Origin of the sequence: Streptomyces sp. CAI-85 (assembly GCF_013363615.1) — a bacterium.
Classification (GTDB): domain Bacteria; phylum Actinomycetota; class Actinomycetes; order Streptomycetales; family Streptomycetaceae; genus Streptomyces; species Streptomyces antibioticus_B.
The window spans coordinates 1-17,540 of the sequence record NZ_JAANNX010000004.1; the positions used below are offsets into that span (position 1 = coordinate 1).

The following is a 17,540-nucleotide window of genomic DNA, read 5'->3' on the forward strand; positions in this document are numbered from 1 at the left end:
CGCGATGCTCGGCGACGAGATGATCGACGAGGCCAGCCGCAAGATGGCCCTGGTCGTCTCCGGCAAGGGCCGCGCCGCCGGCATGCAGCGCACCTCCAAGTTCGAGATCCCGGAGGGCTGAGCACCATGCAGTTCGGACGCACCTACGAGGAGTTCGAGGTCGGCGCGGTCTACAAGCACTGGCCCGGCAAGACGGTCACCGAGTACGACGACCACCTCTTCTGTCTCCTCACCATGAACCACCACCCGCTCCACATGGACGTCAACTACGCCGAGAAGACGACCGACTTCGGCAAGAACGTCGTGGTGGGCAACTACATCTACTCCCTGCTGCTCGGCATGTCCGTCCCGGACGTCTCCGGCAAGGCGATCGCCAACCTGGAGATCGAGTCGCTCCGGCACGTGGCGCCGACCTTCCACGGCGACACGGTCTACGGCGAGACGACCGTGCTCGACAAGTGGCCGTCGAAGTCGAAGAACGACCGCGGCATCGTGTACGTCGAGACCAAGGGCTACAAGCAGGACGGCACGCTCGTCTGCGTGTTCCGCCGCAAGGTGATGGTGCCGACCGAGACGTACATCAAGGAGCGCGGCGGTGAGCAGCCCGGCCGCCCGGAGCTGAACACCCCCGCCGAAAAGACGGAGAAGTAGCCATGGCGCGACTCGCCCAGACCGCCGGTCTGACCGACATCCAGCAGGAGATCCTCTCCACCGTCCGCGACTTCGTGGACAAGGAGATCATCCCGGTCGCGACCGAGCTGGAGCACCGTGACGAGTACCCGCAGCAGATCGTCGACGGCCTCAAGGAACTCGGCCTGTTCGGCCTGATGATCCCGGAGGAGTACGGCGGCCTGGGCGAGTCGCTCCTGACGTACGCGCTGTGCGTCGAGGAGATCGCCCGCGGCTGGATGTCGGTGTCCGGCATCATCAACACGCACTTCATCGTGGCGTACATGCTCAAGCAGCACGGCACGCAGGAGCAGAAGGACCACTTCCTGCCGCGGATGGCGGCCGGCGACATCCGGGGCGCGTTCTCCATGTCGGAGCCGGGCCTCGGCTCGGACGTGTCGGCCATCACCTCCAAAGCCGTCAAGGACGGCGAGGAGTACGTCCTCAACGGCCAGAAGATGTGGCTGACGAACGGCGGAACGTCGTCGCTCGTGGCCGTTCTGGTGCGAAGTGACGAAGGACACCCCGAGGGCACCGCGCCCCACAAGTCGATGACGACCTTCCTGATCGAGAAGGAGCCCGGCTTCGGAGAGGTCCGCCCCGGCCTCACCATCCCGGGCAAGATCGACAAGATGGGCTACAAGGGCGTCGACACGACCGAGCTCATCATGGATGGCCTGCGGATTCCCGCCGACCGGGTGCTCGGCGGCGTCACCGGCCGAGGTTTTTACCAAATGATGGACGGCGTCGAGGTGGGCCGCGTGAACGTGGCGGCGCGTGGCTGCGGCGTCGCTCAGCGTGCGTTCGAACTCGGTGTCCAGTACGCCCAGCAGCGTCACACTTTCGGCAAGCCGATCGCCCAGCACCAGGCCATCCAGTTCAAGCTGGCCGAGATGGCTACCAAGGTCGAGGCGGCCCATGCCATGATGGTGAACGCCGCACGCAAAAAGGACTCCGGCGAACGAAACGACCTCGAGGCCGGGATGGCGAAGTACCTCGCCTCCGAGTACTGCAAGGAGGTCGTGGAGGACGCCTTCCGTATCCACGGGGGATACGGCTTCTCCAAGGAGTACGAGATCGAGCGCCTCTACCGGGAGGCCCCGATGTTGCTGATCGGTGAAGGCACCGCCGAGATCCAGAAAATGATCATCGGGCGCCGCCTGCTGGAGGAGTACCGGTTCCAGGGCTAGTTGTCAGGGTTGGGGGTGTTTTCTTCGAGAAGAAGATCACACCCCCTTGACCCACACCGGCAACCGACTCGGCTTCCTGACTTACCCAGTTGTGGCCCCGAACCGCTACGATCGCCGGAAAGCCGCCGTCCCCCCGTCGAAGCGCGGCATCATCCGCTACGAAGGTCATCCATGCCCCACAGCCAAACCTCTGCACACCGCGACAGCCTGGTGGGCGCACGCCTCGCGCGCGGAGCATCGCCGTGGCTCCTGCCGACCGTCGCCACCGCAGCCGTCAGCCTGGTCCGCGCCCGCCGCTCGGGCGTCGCCAAGGCCGTCGCCGTGCCCGCCACCGCTCTCGCGGCGGGCATGCTGTGGTTCTTCCGTGACCCCGAGCGCGAGATCGCCTCCGGGCGGGTCATCTCCCCCGCCGACGGTGTGGTGCAGAGCATCATGCCGTGGAAGGACGGGCGCACCCGGGTCGCGATCTTCATGAGCCCGCTCAACGTCCACGTCAACCGCGCGCCGCTCTCCGGCACGGTCACGTCGGTCGAGCACATCCCCGGCGGGTTCGTTCCGGCTTTCAACAAGGAGAGCGAGAACAACGAGCGCGTCGTCTGGCACTTCGACACCGAGCTCGGTGACATCGAGATGATCCAGATCGCCGGTGCCGTGGCCCGCCGTATCGTCCCCTACATCCCCGAGGGCACGAAGGTGGAGCAGGGCGACCGGATCGGTCTGATCCGCTTCGGCTCCCGCGTGGACATCTACCTGCCCGAGGGCGTGGAGGTCGCGGTCGAGGTCGGGCAGAAGACCGTGGCAGGGGTGACTCGCATTGACCGTGATTGACCCACAGACCCAGGCCGGCTGGGTGCCGGACGCCGACGAGGTGGACGAAGAGGAGGAGATGCCCCTCTCTCTCCGCCTGTCGATAGCGGACACCCTCACCCTCGGCAACGCCACGTGCGGGTTCATGGCGGTGTACTTCACCACCACCGGCATCCTGATCCCGCACCTCACCGGCAGCCAGGAATCCGGCATGGCCCGCCACAGCGCGGCCACGGCGGTCATCCTCATGCTCTGCGCGGCGGTCTTCGACCTCTTCGACGGGCTGGTGGCGCGCAAGCTGCGCTCCTCCCCCATGGGCGCCGAGCTGGACAACCTCTCGGACCTGATCAGCTTCGGCCTGGCCCCGGCGTACTTCGTCCTGGTCTACGGCATGGTCGCCGACGACGCCCACCAGCGGGTGGCGGCGGTCGGCGCGATCGTCGTCCTGCTGGCGGTCGTGCTGCGGCTGGCGAGATTCTCCTGCGTCACTCCGCGCAACGGCACCTTCCAGGGCATGCCCTCGCCGTTCGGCGCGCTGACGGTCGTCTCGATCGTGCTCCTGGAGCTGCCCTTCGTGGCGACGCTCCTCGCCATCCTGGGCACCGCCTGGCTGATGGTGAGCCGGGTCGAGTACCCCAAGCCGCGGGGCCGTCTCGCCGGCGCGATGCTGTCCTGGATCGTGCTGTCGATGGGTCTGCTGGCCGCGTGGGCGTTCGACGCGCCGAGCGGACAGCTCCTCCTCCAGACGGGCTGCGCGCTCCAGCTCGTCATGGGTGCGGTCATTCCGCTGTTCGCCACGGCTCGCCGGGTGAACAACTTCCGTGACAATCGGCGGGAGGCGCGGGCCGCGCAGTTGCCGTAGCAGGTCGTAGGTTGTGAGAAGGGCCCCGGGTGTTGACCCGGGGCCCTTCTCGTGTGCTTTTCGGGTGCGGCCGCGTTGTGGCTGGTCGCGCAGTTCCCCGCGCCCCTGGGGAGTCGGTGCCCAGGCGGCTGTCAGGTCAGGAAGTCTCGGGCGATCTGTTCCGCCACCCGTTCCAGGATCGGGCCCGCTTCGGAGATGCATGTGGTGATGTCCGGTTCGATCTCCGTCAGGGGGTAGGCGCGGCGGATGCCGGCCCGGCCGAGGGCCTGTGGGGGCAGGGCGAGGCGGCCGCAGACGGCGACGACCTCCTTGCCGGCCGCGCGGGCCGCCGCGGCGACCCCTGCCGGGGCCTTGCCGTGCAGGGTCTGCTCGTCCAGCGAGCCCTCCCCGGTGATCACCAGCTCGGCCCGCTCCAGGGCCGGGGCGAAGCCCAGCACGTCGAGCATCACCTCGATGCCGGGGCGGAACCGGGCGCCGAGGAGCAGCGCGCCGTAGCCGATGCCGCCCGCGGCGCCCGCGCCCGGCGCGGCCGCGTGCTCCGCCGCCCCGGGGCCGACGGCGTCCTCCAGCACCTTCGCGAAGTGCGTCAGCGCCGCGTCCAGCGCATCGACGTCGTCCGGGGAGGCGCCCTTCTGCGGCCCGTACACCGCCGGTGCGCCCTTCGGGCCGGTCAGCGGGTTGTCGACGTCGCTCGCCAGGACCAGGTCGACGGCGGACAGCCGGGGGTCGAGCCCCGACAGGTCCGCGCGGGCCAGCCGGGCGAGTCCGCCGCCGCCCGGAGCCACGGGTTCGCCGTCGTCGTCGAGGAACCGGGCGCCCAGGGCGGAGAGCATGCCCGCGCCGCCGTCGGTGGTGGCGCTGCCGCCGACCCCGAACACGATCGTCCGCGCGCCCGCGTCCAGCGCGGCCCGCAGCAGTTCGCCGGAGCCGTACGTCGACGCGGTGAGCGGGGCGAAGACCCCGGCCGGCAGCCGCTGGAGGCCGCTCGCCTCCGCCATCTCCACGACGGCGGTGTCCCCGCGCAGCGCGAACGCGGCGGTGACCTCGTGGCCGAGGGGCCCGGCGACCGGGACCTCCCGGCGGGCGAACCCGGCGGCGACCGCCGCGTCCACCGTGCCGTCGCCGCCGTCGGCGACCGGCAGGGCCTCCACCTCGGCCTCCGGTACGACCCGGCGCAGCCCGGCCGTCACCCGCTCGGCGACCTCCACGGCCGTCAGCGACCCCTTGAACTTGTCCGCGGCCACGAGCACCCGTCGGGTGCCGTGCGCTCCGGCGTCCGCCACGATCCATCCCCTTGCTCTCCGGGCCCCGCGCACGGCGGGGCCAGTCGCGCCGCTGCGACCTTAACCGGCGGACACCGCCGCCGTCATGCGGTGCCCGAACCCTGGAAATCGGGTACACCGGAGCCATGACCTCTGTGGGCGGCGACCCGGAGTTCGCCGACCGGGTGCTCGGCGGCTGGCTGGGCCGCATCGCGGGCAACATGCTCGGCAAACCCGTCGAGCAGGGCGAGGTGTGGACCCGCGAGCGGATCGACGGCTATCTGCGGCGCGCGGACGCGCTGCCGCTCACCGACTATCTGCCGGAGCCGCCGACCGCGGACGACGCGGCGCTGCTGCGGCCCGAGTGGCGGGCCTGTGTCCGCGGGCGGGTGCGCGGAAGCTGCCGTGACGACGACGTGGACTACGCCGTCCTCGGGCTCGACCTGCTGGAGACGCACGGCTTCGGGTTCAGCACCGAGCAGGTCGGCGACCTGTGGCTGCTGCGGCTGCCGTACCGGCAGACGTTCACGGCGGAGCGGGCCGCCTACCGCAATCTCGCCGCCGGGCTGCGGCCGCCGCTCACCGCGACGTACGACAACCCGTACCAGGAGTGGATCGGCGCGCTGATCCGGGCCGACATCTATGGCTGGACCTGTCCCGGCGCCCCGCGCGAGGCCGCCGCCCTGGCCCGCCGGGACGCCGTGCTGTCGCACACCGGCAACGGCGTGTACGGCGCGATGTGGGCGGCGGCGACGGTCTCGGCGGCGTTCACCGCGCCGACCGTCCGGCACGCCGTCGAGGAGGGGCTGACCGTCGTTCCGGCGGGCAGCCGGCTCGCGCGGACCGTGCGCCGGGTCGCCGCCCTGCGGGACGCGGGGCTGGCCTGGGAGGAGACGCTCGCGACGGCGGAGCGGGAGACGGCCGGGCTGGGCTGGATCCACACGGTCCCCAACGCGGCCGTGCTGACCGCCGGACTGCTGTACGGGGAAGGGGACTTCACGCGCACGGTCGCGCTGACCGTCCGCGGCGGTCTGGACACGGACTCCAACGGGGCGACGGCCGGGTCCGTGGCCGGTGTCCTGACCGGGGCGGCGGCGATTCCCGGGCGCTGGACGGAACCGTTGGAGGACACCGTGCGCAGTGCGGTGTTCGGGTTCGACGGGGTGCGGATCAGCGAGCTGGCGGAGCGGACGGTGCGGCTGGCGGCAACCCGCACCCACAAGATCACTCCGCGAACTGATGAGCGTACGACCGCTGTTCACGCCGTGGGGGTGGCGGACACGGAGGGTGTTCCCGGGGCCGGGGGTCGTGACTAGTCCGATGAGCGGCTCCGCTCGGTGGTTACCCTTAGTGAATGACCACTTCCAGCACGTCCGATTTCGCGGCGTACATCGCTTCCCTGCCCCGTGTCCTGGCCGGTGCCGCGGCGCTCTTCCGGGACGCCGAGGGCCGGGTCCTGCTCGTCGAGCCCAACTACCGTGACGGCTGGGCGCTGCCCGGCGGCACGATCGAGTCCGACGAGGGCGAGTCGCCGCGTCAGGGCGCGCGCCGCGAGACCCTGGAGGAGATCGGCCTCGACCGTCCGCTGGGCCGGCTGCTCGCGGTGGACTGGTCGACCGGGCCCGGCCGCCCGCCGCTGGTGGCGTACCTCTACGACGGCGGCGTGCTCGACGAGTTGGCCCTCAAGGAGATCAAGCTCCAGGAGGAGGAGCTGCTGTCCTGGCGCCTGGTCGCCCGTGAGGAGATCACCGAATATCTGCTGGGCTCGCTGGGCCTGCGGGTGCTGGCCGCGCTCGACGTGCTGGCGGAGGGCGCGGACACGGCCGAGCTGGAGAACGGCCGCCGGGTGCTCTGAGCGCCCCGTCTCCCCGTGCCGTTCAGCCCTGGGTGTCACTGGGCTTGGCGTCCACCTCGCGCAGCGCCTCGTCGCGTACGGCGGTCCGGGACTCGGTGCGGTGCCCGCGCTCGATGTAGTCGCGCACGACCAGCTCGACGGCGTCCTGCGGACTGCCCACACCGGAGAGAACCATGACCTCGACGACGAGTTCGGCATCGAGGGAGACGGTGACCTTGGCCATGCCGGGACGGTAGCACCGGTGCGGGCCCCCGGATATCCGTTCGCGCTCCACGGCCCCGCCGACCTACCCTCGCCCCCATGAGCAAGCCCCTCGTCGCCGTCCTGACCGGCGCCGGTGTCTCCACCGACTCCGGCATCCCCGACTACCGCGGCCCGGACGGGCTGTGGCGCAGGGACCCGGAGGCCGAGAAGCTCGTCACCTACGAGTACTACGTCAAGGACCCCGAGATCCGGCGCCGGGCCTGGCGGATGCGGCGTGACACCGGGGCGCTGGGGGCCGAGCCTAACGTCGCGCACCGGGCCGTCGTGGAGCTGGAGCGGTCCGGGGTGCCGGTGCGGGTGCTCACGCAGAACGTGGACGGGCTTCACCAGCTCGCCGGGCTGCCCGCCCGCAAGGTGCTCGAACTGCACGGCACGGCGCGGGAGTTCGTGTGCGTCAAGTGTCATGCCCGGGGTCCCATGGCCGACGCGCTCGCCCGGCTCGACGCGGGCGAGGAGGATCCGCCGTGCCTGGAGTGCGGCGGTGTCCTCAAGCCCGCGACGATCATGTTCGGCCAGCACCTCGACCCCGTCGTGCTCGGCGAGGCCGCCGCCATCGCCAAGGCGTGCACGGTCTTCCTCGCCGTCGGCACCAGCCTCCAGGTCCATCCGGCGGCGGGCCTCACCCAGGTCGCCGCCGACCACGGCGCCCGCCTGATCATCGTGAACGCCGAACCGACCCCGTACGACGACATCGCCGACGAGGTCGTACGCGAGCCGATCGGCGTCGCCCTGCCCCGGGTGCTGGGCGCGCTGGCCGGCGAGGGCGCGTAGTGCGCGGCGAGGAGCCCGGGGCGGACGACGAACGGGCCGGAACGCGCTGGGTGTTCGCCGTGCCGGCCGGCCTGCTCACGCTCGTCGCCGGCTTCTTCTGCTGGGTGTCGCTGACCGTCCGGCCGTCCGGTGCCTGGGACGACAACGCGTACGCGGGGATCGTGCTGGCGTGTTCCCTCTCGATCGCGGCCGCCGGTGCCGTGGTGGTGGCATGGGCGGCGCCGTCCGTGCGCCGGGCCGTGCCGTGGTGGTGGGTGTCACCGGCGCTCGTGCTGGGCGTGGTCTCGGGCGTGCGGTGGGGGCTCGTGTTCTAGGCGCCGGGTCCTGGACTAGAAGAGTGCCGTGCCCGTTTCGTGGGTCAGGAGGCGGCGTTTGCGGGGGAGGCCGCCGCCGTAGCCGGTGAGGTTGCCGTCGGCGCCGACGACGCGGTGGCAGGGGACGATGATGCCGATGGGGTTGCGGCCGTTGGCGAGGCCCACCGCGCGGGCGGCGCCCGGGGTGCCGAGGGTGGCGGCGAGGGCGCCGTAGGTGCGGGTCTCGCCGTAGGGGATCCTGCGGAGTTCGGCCCAGACCCTTTGCTGGAAGGGGGTGCCGTGCAGGCGCAGCGGGACGGTGAACTCCTTGAGGTCGGCGGCGAAGTAGGCGGCGAGCTGGTCCTCGGTCTCGGTGAAGAGGGTGTCGTCGCGGGGGCCGAAGGTCTCCTCGGGCGGGCGGTGGCGCTGGTCGGTCATGTAGAGGCCGCACAGGACGCCGTCGTCGTCGGCGACGAGGGTGAGCGGGCCGTACGGGCTGTCGATGACGGTGTGGTGTCTCACGTCGATTTCCTTACGCGGGAAGGAAGTTGATGGGGTGACTGTCGGTGGCCCACAGGTACTGGACCGCGTAGGCGCGCCAGGGGCGCCAGGCGGCCGCGCGGGCGGTGAGGGCCGCCGGGGTGGCGGGGAGGCCCAACTCGCGTGCGGCGCGCCGGACTCCGAGGTCGGTGGGGAGGAAGGCGTCGGGGTCGCCGAGGGCGCGCATCGCGATGACGTCGACGGTCCAGGGGCCGAAGCCGGGGAGGGCGAGGAGCCGGGCGCGGGTCTCCGCCCAGTCGCTGTCGACGTCCAAGTGCAGGGCGCCCGAGGCGAGTTGTGTGGCGAGTGTGGTGAAGGTCGTGCGGCGGGTGCGGGGCATCGGCAGGGACTCCGGGTCCACCGCCGCCAGCGCCTCGGGGGTGGGGAAGAGGTGGGTGAGGCCGCCCTCCGGGTCGTCCACCGGGTCGCCGTACGCCGTGACCAGGCGGGCCGCGTGGGTGCGGGCCGCCGCTGTGGAGACCTGTTGGCCGAGGACGGCGCGGACGGCGAACTCGGCCTCGTCGACCGTGCGCGGCACCCGGCGTCCCGGGGCCTTGTCGACCAGCGGCGCGAGCAGCGGGTCGGTGCGCAACTGGTCGTCCACGGCGACCGGATCGGCGTCCAGGTCGAGCATCCGCCGGCAGCGGCTGATGGCGACGGTGAGATCGCGCGGGTCGGTGAGGGTGAGACGGCAGCCGATGTGGTCGGGGTGCGGGGTGAGGGCCACGACACCGTGCCCGTGGGGCAGGCGCAGGGTGCGCCGGAAGGCGCCGTCGCGCCACTCCTCCACGCCCGGTACGCCGGTCGCCGCGAGATGTCCGAAGAGGTTGTCGGGGTTGAGCGGGGCGCGGAAGGGGAGCCGGAGGGCGAGGGTGCCCGGGGTGGTGGGGGTGGCCCGGCCCGCGCCGGCGCGGGTGCGCAGGTCGGTCGGGGAGAGCGCGAAGACCTCCCGCACGGTGTCGTTGAAGGCGCGGACGGAGGCGAAGCCGGCGGCGAACGCCACGTCCGCCATGGGCAGTCCGGTGGTCTCGATGAGGAGCCGGGCCGTCCGCGCGCGCTGGGCGCGGGCGAGCGCGAGGGGTCCGGCGCCGAGTTCGGCGAGGAGCTGGCGTTCGATCTGGCGGGTGCTGTAGCCGAGGCGGACGGCGAGGCCCGTGACGCCGTCCCGGTCCACGACCCCGTCGGCGATCAGCCGCATCGCGCGGGCCACGAGGTCGGCGCGCAGGTTCCACTCGGGGGACCCGGGGCTGGTGTCGGGGCGGCAGCGCTTGCAGGCGCGGAACCCGGCCTGCTGGCAGGCGGCCGCGCTGGGCAGGAAGGTCATGTTCTCCGGCTTGGGCGGTACCACCGGGCAGCTCGGCCGGCAGTAGATGCCGGTGGTCGTGACCGCGGTGAAGAACCAGCCGTCGAACCGCGCGTCCTTGGAGCGGACGGCGCGCACACAGCGGTCCCGGTCGGTGTGCATCCCGTTCTGCATGCGTCCAGCATCGGGGACCGGACCGGGTGGGCGCTGGCAGGAATCCGACATCGACCTCCGCCGGCCTGCACCGCTCCCCCGTCAGGTCACGGGGGTTCCTGGCGGGCCACCAGCGCGCAGATCACGAAGGCGTCGATCGCCATGACGGTGACCGACCACAGAGGCCGGTGCGGGAGGAACAGGAACTGGGTGACCAGGCTGAGGGCGGCCACGAAGAGGGCCGGGTAGCGGGCCCAGGCCGCGTCCCTGAGGAGGCCCGCCCCGGCACCGGCGGCGAGGACGCCGAGGACCACGTGGATCCAGCCCCAGGCGGTCAGGTCGACGTCGTAGGCGGAGGAGCCGGTCCGGGGGTAGCCGCCGCCGTTCGCCATCAGGGCGGGGATGCCCTGGAGGACGGCGAGGACGCCGCCGCACAGCATCAGCGTCCCGGCGAAGGCGACACCACCGGCGACCCGGGCGTCCCGGGCCCGACGGGTGTCCTGCGGGGCCGGTGCGGCGCGGCGCGGGCCGCCGGGCGGGGCGGACCAGGCGCTGCCGATGTCGCCCTGCGGGGCGCGGTGCGGGTCGCCGGACGGCGAGGCGCCGGGTGGGGTCATACGGGGGTCTCCTTCGTGGACGCGTGGCCCGGCGGACCGGCGGTCACCGTGTCGTCCGCCGCCAGGAAGTCGGCCGCGCTCAGCGCGAACAGCAGGGTGAGCGCCAGCCCGATGACGACCCAGCCGGTCGGGTACGGCCACAGGAGGTAGGTCAGGACGGTCGCCCCGACCAGGGTCCAGGTGATCCACGGCCGGAAGCGGCGGACGAACGGGCCGACCGGACCGGTGCGCAGCCCCGCGTGTCCCGCAGCGGCGCGGACCGCGGCGATGCCGGAGTGCCACAGATGCCGGACCAGACCGGCCGCCCGGCCGGGCCCGGTGAGCCAGGCGGCCACGGCCACCGTCACCCCGAGCGCGACCACGACCCGCACGCTGGTGCGCAGGAAGCGGGTCAGCGTGTCGTAGACGGCCCCGGCGGCGGGCTGGGAGACACCGGCCGGGAGGGCGTCGAGGTAGACGACCCGGAACACGCTGAGCGCGACGCCGAGCAGCAGGGTGGTGACGGCGAAGGCGAGCGCGGAGACGATCAGGGCGCGGCGGCGCCGGCCGGCGAGCAGGACGCCCGCCGCGACCAGCAGGACCGCCACGACGGGCAGCCAGAGCCCGGCCAGCTTCAGAAGGCGCACATAGGTGCGGATCCGGCCGATGTCGTCGGAGCGGACGAGGGTGAAGTCGGTGTGCAGGGTGGGGATGCGGCGGGCGACCGTCAGGCCGTCGTCGGCGAGGCGCTCCTTGACGTCCTCGACGACCGGGGCGAGGTCGAGCGTGACGCTGTCCTTCTCCAGTCTGACGGCGCCGTCCCCGCTGCCGGTGAGCGCCTTGTCCAGGGTGTCGTGGACGCGGCGGTTGGCGTCGGCCCAGATCCGTTCGAAGGCGGCCGAGGCGACGACCGCCCGCGCCTTGTCGTGGACGAAGCTGCGGACCGCGTCCTGAAGGGGTTCCCCCAGCACGCCGAGCGCCTGTTCCAGCAGCGGCCGCCGGTCCGGGGCCGCGCTCTGGAGCAGGACCGGCAGGTCGAGCCGGGCCACGACGGCGTCGGAGACGGCGTCCGCGACGGCGTTCTGGACGTCCGGGTCGGAGGCCAGGGGGCGGACGGTGTCGACATAGCGGCCGGTGTCCCCGACCAGTTCGGCGCTCCAGGCGGCGACGACGCTCAGCGGGGCCAGCAGACAGCCGAGGACGATGAGGACCACCGCGAGCACGGAGCGCGCCCGGTGCCGGGCGGGCCCCTCAGTGGGGGCGGCGGTGGGGAGTGCGGCGCGGACCGTGTCCAGGTCCGTCTCCAGCGCCGAGACCCGGGCGCGCAGCAGCCGCAGTTCCTCCGGGTCGACGGCGTCCCCGGGGCCGGAGGGCGCACCGCTGTCCGGCATGGCGCGCTCCCTCGTCCGTCGCTCGCGTCCTGTGGCTGCTGCCAGGACATCGCGGGCGCCTTGGGACGGCGAGCGCGGCGGGGCCGTCCGGGTGAGCGGCCCCGCCGTCGGCTCACATGTTGATCATGTGGCCGGCCAGTCCGTGCACCGCCTCCTTGACGGCCTCGCCCAGGGTCGGGTGGGCGTGGACGTTGCGGGCGACCTCGTGGACGGTGAGGTCCCACTGCTGGGCCAGGGTCAGCTCCGGGAGGAGTTCGGTGACGTCGGGGCCGATGAGATGGCCGCCGAGCAACTCGCCGTACTTGGCGTCGCTGATGAGCTTGACGAAGCCGGTGGTGTCGCCGAGGCCGTGCGCCTTGCCGTTGGCGGTGAAGGGGAACTTCGCCACCTTGACGTCGTGTCCGAGGTCGCGGGCCTGGGCCTCGGTGTAGCCGAAGCTGGCGATCTGCGGCTGGCAGTAGGTGGCGCGCGGGATCATCGCGTAGTCGAGTTCCATCGTCTCGGCGTCGGCGAGGGTCTCGGCGGCGATCACCCCCATGGCCTCGGCGGTGTGCGCGAGCATCAGCTTGGCGGTGACGTCGCCGATGGCGTAGAGGTGCGGGACGGACGTACGGCAGTGGCCGTCGACGTCGATCGCGCCCCGGTCGGTGACCTCGACGCCGGTGTTCTCCAGGCCGTAGCCGGTGACGTTCGGGGCGAAGCCGATGGCCTGGAGGACCTTGTCGGCCTCCAGGACCCGCTGGGCGCCGTCCTTGCCGGTGACGGTGACGCGGACCTGCGGGCCGGACTCGTCGATGGCGTCGACGCGGGTGGAGGTGAGCACGTCGATGCCCAGCTTGCGGTACTGGCGGGCGAGTTCGGCGGAGACCTCGGCGTCCTCCAGCGGGGCCATCCGGTCCAGGAACTCGACGACGGTGACCTTGACGCCGTAGTTGTGCAGGACGTAGGCGAACTCGATGCCGATGGCGCCGGCGCCCGCGATGACGATGGACTGCGGGAGGTCCTCGGCGAGGATCTGCTCCTCGTAGGTGACCACGCGCGCGCTGCGCTTGGTGCCGGGGAGCAGCTTGGGGGTGGCGCCGGTGGCGATGACGCAGTGGTCGAAGCCGATGGTGCGGGTGTTGCCGTCGTAGTCGCGCACCTGGAGGGTGTGCGCGTCGAGGAAGGTGCCGCGCCCGTCCAGCTCGGTGATCTTGTTCTTCTTCATCAGGTAGTGGACGCCCTTGACGCGTCCGTCGGCGACCTTGCGGCTGCGGCGGTACGCCTCGCCGTAGTCGAAGGTGACCTGGCCGTCGGCCCTGATGCCGAAGGTCTTCGCCTCGCGGGTGAAGATGTGCGCCAGCTCGGCGTTGCGGAGCAGGGCCTTGGTGGGGATGCAGCCCACGTTGAGACAGACCCCGCCCCAGTACTTCTCCTCGACGACCGCGACGCTCTTGCCAAGCTGGGCGGCGCGGACCGCGGCGACGTAGCCGCCGGGTCCGGCGCCGAGGACCACGACGTCGAAGCGTTCGTCCTGCTCGACCATGGAGGGTTCCTTTTCCGTGGAGTGCGCTGTGTCCGTGGAGTGCGCTGTCGGTGGTGCTTCGTTCCCTGCCGATTCTTTCCTAGTCGGTGGCCGTGGGCCGCCGGGAGAGCCGCATGGCCTCGCCGGCGTCCGTGAGCGGGCGCAGCCGGTAGGTGTACGCGTAGTCGCGGTCGGCGAACAGCTTGTACTCGTCGTGGGTGTGCGCGCCCCAACTGTTGTCGCCGCCGACGCCCATCTGCCGGTGGTTGACGCGCAGCACGACCTCGGGGCGGGGGGTGAGCTGGTAGGCGTGGCGGGCGCCCACGGAGAGGTCCTCGGGGGTGTGGTGCGAGGCGTTGACCTCCAGGAGCGGTTCGCCCGAGACGAGCAGTCCGCTGCCGTCGGGGCCGGTGAGCGCGATCCAGCGGATGTCGGTCCTGTTGCCGTTCTCCTGCGGGCGCAGATAGGGCGTGCCCTGTCCGGTGACGGTGCCGGAGTACAGGCCGACATCGGTGGCGTTGTTGCGGTCCCAGTGGTTCTCCTCGGGGCCGCGGCCGTAGTAGCGCAGGTTCTCCAGCCGTCCGGGCAGGGTCAGCAGGGTGCCGACCTCGGGGATGTACGGCAGGGAGGGGGCGCCCGGGCGCAGGGTGTTGTCGACCTTGATCTCGCCGTTGCCGAACACGGTGTAGGTGGTGGTGTACGCCGATGCCGTGGTCGTGGGCAGGGTGCCGGTGACCTCGATCTCGACGGCGCGGTCGCGCAGCGCGCGCACGGTCACGGAGCGCACCTCGCGGCGGGCGCCGGCGTCACGCCAGGTCTGGTTGCGGGTGTGCTGGCCGTTGCCGAGGTCGTTGTCGGTGGGGGCGCGCCAGAAGTTGGGGACCGGTCCGGAGGAGATCAGGTCGGCGCCGCGGGACCGGTAGGAGGTGATGAGGCCGGTCCTCCGGTCGACGGTGAGCGTGAAGTCGCGGCCGGTGACGGTGATCGTGGTGCCGGTGTCGGTGTGGGTGAGCGCGGGGACGCCGTCCAGCGGGCGGGGGGTGACGGCGGGGCTGCCGGAGGCGACCGGGAGCTGTGTCCTGGCGATCTCGAAGCCTGCCTTCGCCCACCGCGTGCTCTCGCGGGTGGTGAAGGTGAGTTCGAGGAAGTACTCGGCGCCCGGTGCGGGGGTGTCCGGCAGCCGGAAGGGCACGGTGATGTCCTTGCTCGACAGCGGGGCCACGTCGAGCTGGGCGCGGCTGAGCCGGCCGCGCTGGACGGTCCTTCCGTCGGCGACGAGCGCCCAGTGGCCGTCGAACTCGCGCAGGTCGGTGAAGAGGTACTCGTTGGTGAGCGTGACGGCGCCGCCCCGCGCCACCCGCTCCCCGTCGGCGGGGGTGGCGTCGACGGCCTGGTAGATCCGTTTGACCTCGGCGGATTTGCCGGTGGGGGTGCGGTCGGCGGTGACGATGCCGTCGCCGGAGAAGGCGCCGTCGTTGGGGTTGTCGTCCCAGTCGCCGCCGTAGGCGAGGAACGTCTCGTCCCGGGGCCGCTTCTCGGTGACGGCGACGGTGGCGGCGTCGAACCAGAAGCGGACGCCGTCGTCGTCGGGGCCCCTGCGCTCGGAGGCCAGTTCGGCGGCGGTCAGGGCGCGGGCGTAGACCCGGGCGCGGCGGATCGTGCCGCTGAACTCGCGGGTCGGGTGGTCGGCGTCGGTGGCGAGGGAGAGCGCTGCGGTGGTGTGGTCGGGGCGCCGGGCGCCGGTCCTGGTGGCCCGGACCGTGCCGTCGACGTACAGGGTGACGGTGCCCGTGTCCGCGTCGAAGACGCCGGCGACCTGGTGTTCGCGGCCGGTCCAGTCGTCCGGGAGCGGCCAGCCGGCGCTGTACCACTGGCCGCCGCCGTGGACGAAGAACTCCAGGGTGCGGCCGGACTGCTTGAGGGCGTACTGGGTGTCGCCCTTGGCGACGATCGGCTGGTGGTAGCCGGCCGGGCCCGGGGTGACCCACGCCTCCAGGGTGAGCGAGCCGGTGAGGTCGAGGCGGGGGTCGCGGGCGAAGACGGTGCCGCCGTGCAGGCCCTCGGAGCGGCTGAAGGTGCCGGCGGGCGCGACGGTCTCGCCGGTCAGCGCGGCGGGCCCGGTCTCGGTGAACAGCCGGCGGGGCGGGGCCGGCCAGCGCAGGGCCTGGTCGGCGAAGTCCCAGATCCAGCCGCCCTGGAGGACGTCGTACCGGCGGACCAGGTCCCAGTACTTCTTGAAGTTGCCGTTGGAGTTGCCCATGCCGTGCGAGTACTCGATCATCACGTACGGCCGGGTGTCGGCGGTGTCCTTCGCCCGGGCCTCGACCCGGGCCGGGGTGTCGTACATCTCGGAGCGGATGTCGCTGATCCCGGGGCGGTCGTCGCCCTCGTACTGGATGACGCGGGTGGTGTCGTAGGAGCGGATCCAGTCGTGCATGGCGGTGAAGGTGCTGCCGCCGCCCGCCTCGTTGCCGAGGGACCAGATGACGACCGAGGCGTGGTTCTTGTCGCGGTGGACCATGTTCTGGGCGCGGGCCACGCAGGCGGCGGTCCACTCGGGGTGGTCGCCGGGGTACTCGGAGCGGATGCCGTGGGTCTCGAGGTTGGTCTCGTCGACGAGGTACAGGCCGTACTCGTCGGCGAGTTCGAGCCACCGCGGGTTGTTGGGGTAGTGCGAGGTGCGGACGGTGTTGATGTTCAGCCGCTTGATGAGCGTGATGTCCTCGACCATGTCGGCGTGCGTGAGCGCGGTGCCGCGCACCGGGTGCATCTCGTGCCGGTTGGTGCCGCGCAGCGAGACGGGCCGGCCGTTGACGCGCATGAGGCCGTCGCGCAGTGCGAAGGAGCGCAGGCCGACCCGGTGGGAGAGGGTCTCGGTCACCTTCCCCGCCGGGTCGCGCAGCCGGAGGACGGCGGTGTAGAGGTTCGGGTGTTCGGCCGACCACAGCCGGGGCCGGGGCACGGCCTTCGCGGCCCGTACGGTCTTCTCCTCGCCGGCGCCGAGCGTGACCGTCTGGACGAGGGGTCTGGGCCACACCGGATGCCCGTCGGCGTCGTGGAGCTGGGTCTCCACGGTGTACCGGCCGGCGCCCCGGCCGCCGTAGTCCCGCACGCTCGCGGTGACCGCCAGCTCGGCCTCCGTGTGGTCGTCGCTGAGCGGGGTCTCCAGCCGGAAGTCCCGCAGGTGGACGGCGGGGGTGGAGAACAGATAGACCGAGCGGAAGATGCCGCTCAGCCGGATCATGTCCTGGTCCTCCAGCCAGTCGCCGTCCGAGTAGCGGTAGACCTCCACCGCGATCTGGTTGGTGCCCTCCCTGAGGTGCGGGGTGATGTCGTACTCGGCCGGGTCGTACGAATCCTCGTGGTAGCCGGCCAACCGGCCGTTGATCCACACGTAGTGGGCCGATTTGACGCCTTCGAAGTGCAGGAAGGTCCGCCGGCCGGCCCAGTCGCGCGGGACGGTGAAGGTGCGCCGGTACTGGCCGACGGGGTTGTAGCGGGTCGGGGCGGCCGGCGGGCGGGCCTCCTCGCCGAGGCCGTTGGCGCCCCACCAGGGGTAGGTGATGTTGATGTAGATCGGCCGGTCGTGTCCGTGGAGCTGCCAGACGGACGGCACCGGGATGGTGTCCCAGCCGCTGTCGTCGAGGTCGGTGCGGTGGAAGTCGGCGTCCCGGTCGTCGGGGCGGTCGGCGTACGCGAACTTCCAGGTGCCGTCGAGGTCGAGCCGGTACGGGGAGCGGGTGCGGTCGGCGGCGAGGGCCTGGCCGAGGGTGCCGTACGGCATCAGGGTGGTGTGCGCGGGCTCGGTGCCGAGGCGGAAGACGTCGAGCCGGCCGTTCCACTCGGGGGTGCCGTCGGCCGCGGCGGCCGGCCGGGTGCCGGCGGCGCCGGACAGGGCGAGCGCGCCGAGGACGGCGGTGGATCCTTCGAGGAGACGACGGCGGCTGACGACCACCCGCTGGGGGCGGTCCGGCCGGTCCATGGGCGACACGTGCGGGTGCGACATGACCACGACCTTCCTCGGGGGGAACCGTGCGGCTGCACGGACGGAGGGTGCGTCAGATCTTGTCGGATAGTGTT

Annotated in this window: 16 protein-coding genes and 1 pseudogene; 9 read left to right on the plus strand and 8 right to left on the minus strand. The window is 72.2% G+C overall.

Annotated features, from left to right (window positions below; all coding sequences use genetic code 11):
* From G6W55_RS07270 to pssA, 5 genes and pseudogenes are all read left to right on the plus strand, one after another.
* A pseudogene (locus G6W55_RS07270) lies at positions 1-121 on the plus strand (CoA ester lyase); the annotation flags it as partial.
* A 5-nt stretch (positions 122-126) separates the two neighbouring features.
* Positions 127-651 carry a MaoC family dehydratase gene (locus tag G6W55_RS07275; RefSeq protein WP_175519977.1) on the plus strand — a complete coding sequence of 175 codons (525 nt, stop codon included), beginning with the start codon at positions 127-129 and terminating at the stop codon, positions 649-651.
* Between the two features lie 2 nt (positions 652-653).
* Positions 654-1,859, plus strand: coding sequence for an acyl-CoA dehydrogenase family protein (locus G6W55_RS07280; RefSeq protein ID WP_030789118.1), 1,206 nt, complete (start codon positions 654-656; stop codon positions 1,857-1,859).
* A gap of 171 nt (positions 1,860-2,030) precedes the next feature.
* Complete coding sequence (locus tag G6W55_RS07285; RefSeq protein ID WP_030789115.1) at positions 2,031-2,687, plus strand: phosphatidylserine decarboxylase; 657 nt, start codon at positions 2,031-2,033, stop codon at positions 2,685-2,687.
* Between the two features lie 22 nt (positions 2,688-2,709).
* Positions 2,710-3,528 carry a CDP-diacylglycerol--serine O-phosphatidyltransferase gene (gene pssA / locus G6W55_RS07290; protein ID WP_078635766.1) on the plus strand — a complete coding sequence of 273 codons (819 nt, stop codon included), beginning with the start codon at positions 2,710-2,712 and terminating at the stop codon, positions 3,526-3,528.
* Positions 3,529-3,659: 131 nt separating this feature from the next.
* On the opposite strand, the gene G6W55_RS07295 is transcribed toward pssA, so the two are convergent.
* Complete coding sequence (locus G6W55_RS07295) at positions 3,660-4,811, minus strand: glycerate kinase (RefSeq protein ID WP_309243653.1); 1,152 nt, start codon at positions 4,809-4,811, stop codon at positions 3,660-3,662.
* Positions 4,812-4,936: 125 nt separating this feature from the next.
* On the opposite strand from G6W55_RS07295, the gene G6W55_RS07300 reads away from it, so the two are divergent.
* Positions 4,937-6,106, plus strand: coding sequence for an ADP-ribosylglycohydrolase family protein (locus tag G6W55_RS07300; protein ID WP_175519978.1), 1,170 nt, complete (start codon positions 4,937-4,939; stop codon positions 6,104-6,106).
* Positions 6,107-6,144: 38 nt separating this feature from the next.
* The gene (locus G6W55_RS07305) at positions 6,145-6,645 is read left to right on the plus strand and encodes an NUDIX hydrolase (RefSeq protein WP_175519979.1); all 501 of its coding nucleotides are present in this window, start codon (positions 6,145-6,147) and stop codon (positions 6,643-6,645) included.
* Between the two features lie 22 nt (positions 6,646-6,667).
* Here the strand turns inward: G6W55_RS07305 and G6W55_RS07310 are convergent, their stop codons facing one another.
* Positions 6,668-6,868, minus strand: coding sequence for a type II toxin-antitoxin system VapB family antitoxin (locus G6W55_RS07310; protein ID WP_175519980.1), 201 nt, complete (start codon positions 6,866-6,868; stop codon positions 6,668-6,670).
* A 77-nt stretch (positions 6,869-6,945) separates the two neighbouring features.
* Between G6W55_RS07310 and G6W55_RS07315 the strand changes: the two genes are divergently transcribed.
* Together G6W55_RS07315 and G6W55_RS07320 are read left to right on the plus strand one after the other, a co-directional pair.
* On the plus strand, positions 6,946-7,680 hold the full coding sequence (locus G6W55_RS07315) for a Sir2 family NAD-dependent protein deacetylase (protein ID WP_175519981.1): 735 nt from the start codon (positions 6,946-6,948) through the stop codon (positions 7,678-7,680).
* A complete protein-coding gene (locus G6W55_RS07320) occupies positions 7,680-7,994 on the plus strand; it encodes a hypothetical protein (RefSeq protein WP_175519982.1) in 315 nt (104 codons plus the stop codon). Before G6W55_RS07315 ends, G6W55_RS07320 begins: the two co-directional genes overlap by 1 nt.
* A gap of 15 nt (positions 7,995-8,009) precedes the next feature.
* Here the strand turns inward: G6W55_RS07320 and G6W55_RS07325 are convergent, their stop codons facing one another.
* The 6 genes from G6W55_RS07325 to G6W55_RS07350 all read right to left on the minus strand — a co-directional run bounded on the left by G6W55_RS07325 (position 8,010) and on the right by G6W55_RS07350 (position 17,466).
* Positions 8,010-8,495: a methylated-DNA--[protein]-cysteine S-methyltransferase gene (locus tag G6W55_RS07325; protein ID WP_175519983.1), complete on the minus strand. Its 486-nt coding sequence runs from the start codon at positions 8,493-8,495 to the stop codon at positions 8,010-8,012.
* Positions 8,496-8,505: 10 nt separating this feature from the next.
* On the minus strand, positions 8,506-9,990 hold the full coding sequence (locus G6W55_RS07330) for an AlkA N-terminal domain-containing protein (RefSeq protein WP_303049892.1): 1,485 nt from the start codon (positions 9,988-9,990) through the stop codon (positions 8,506-8,508).
* 86 nt (positions 9,991-10,076) lie between these two features.
* Positions 10,077-10,586, minus strand: a complete 510-nt coding sequence (locus G6W55_RS07335; protein ID WP_175519984.1) for a hypothetical protein — start codon at positions 10,584-10,586, stop codon at positions 10,077-10,079.
* Positions 10,583-11,956: a hypothetical protein gene (locus G6W55_RS07340; RefSeq protein WP_175519985.1), complete on the minus strand. Its 1,374-nt coding sequence runs from the start codon at positions 11,954-11,956 to the stop codon at positions 10,583-10,585. Before G6W55_RS07340 ends, G6W55_RS07335 begins: the two co-directional genes overlap by 4 nt.
* A gap of 112 nt (positions 11,957-12,068) precedes the next feature.
* Positions 12,069-13,481 (minus strand): dihydrolipoyl dehydrogenase, encoded by a 1,413-nt coding sequence (gene lpdA / locus G6W55_RS07345; RefSeq protein ID WP_175519986.1) that lies wholly within the window; start codon positions 13,479-13,481, stop codon positions 12,069-12,071.
* A gap of 79 nt (positions 13,482-13,560) precedes the next feature.
* A complete protein-coding gene (locus G6W55_RS07350; RefSeq protein ID WP_175519987.1) occupies positions 13,561-17,466 on the minus strand; it encodes a glycoside hydrolase family 2 TIM barrel-domain containing protein in 3,906 nt (1,301 codons plus the stop codon).
* Positions 17,467-17,540 lie beyond the last annotated feature (74 nt).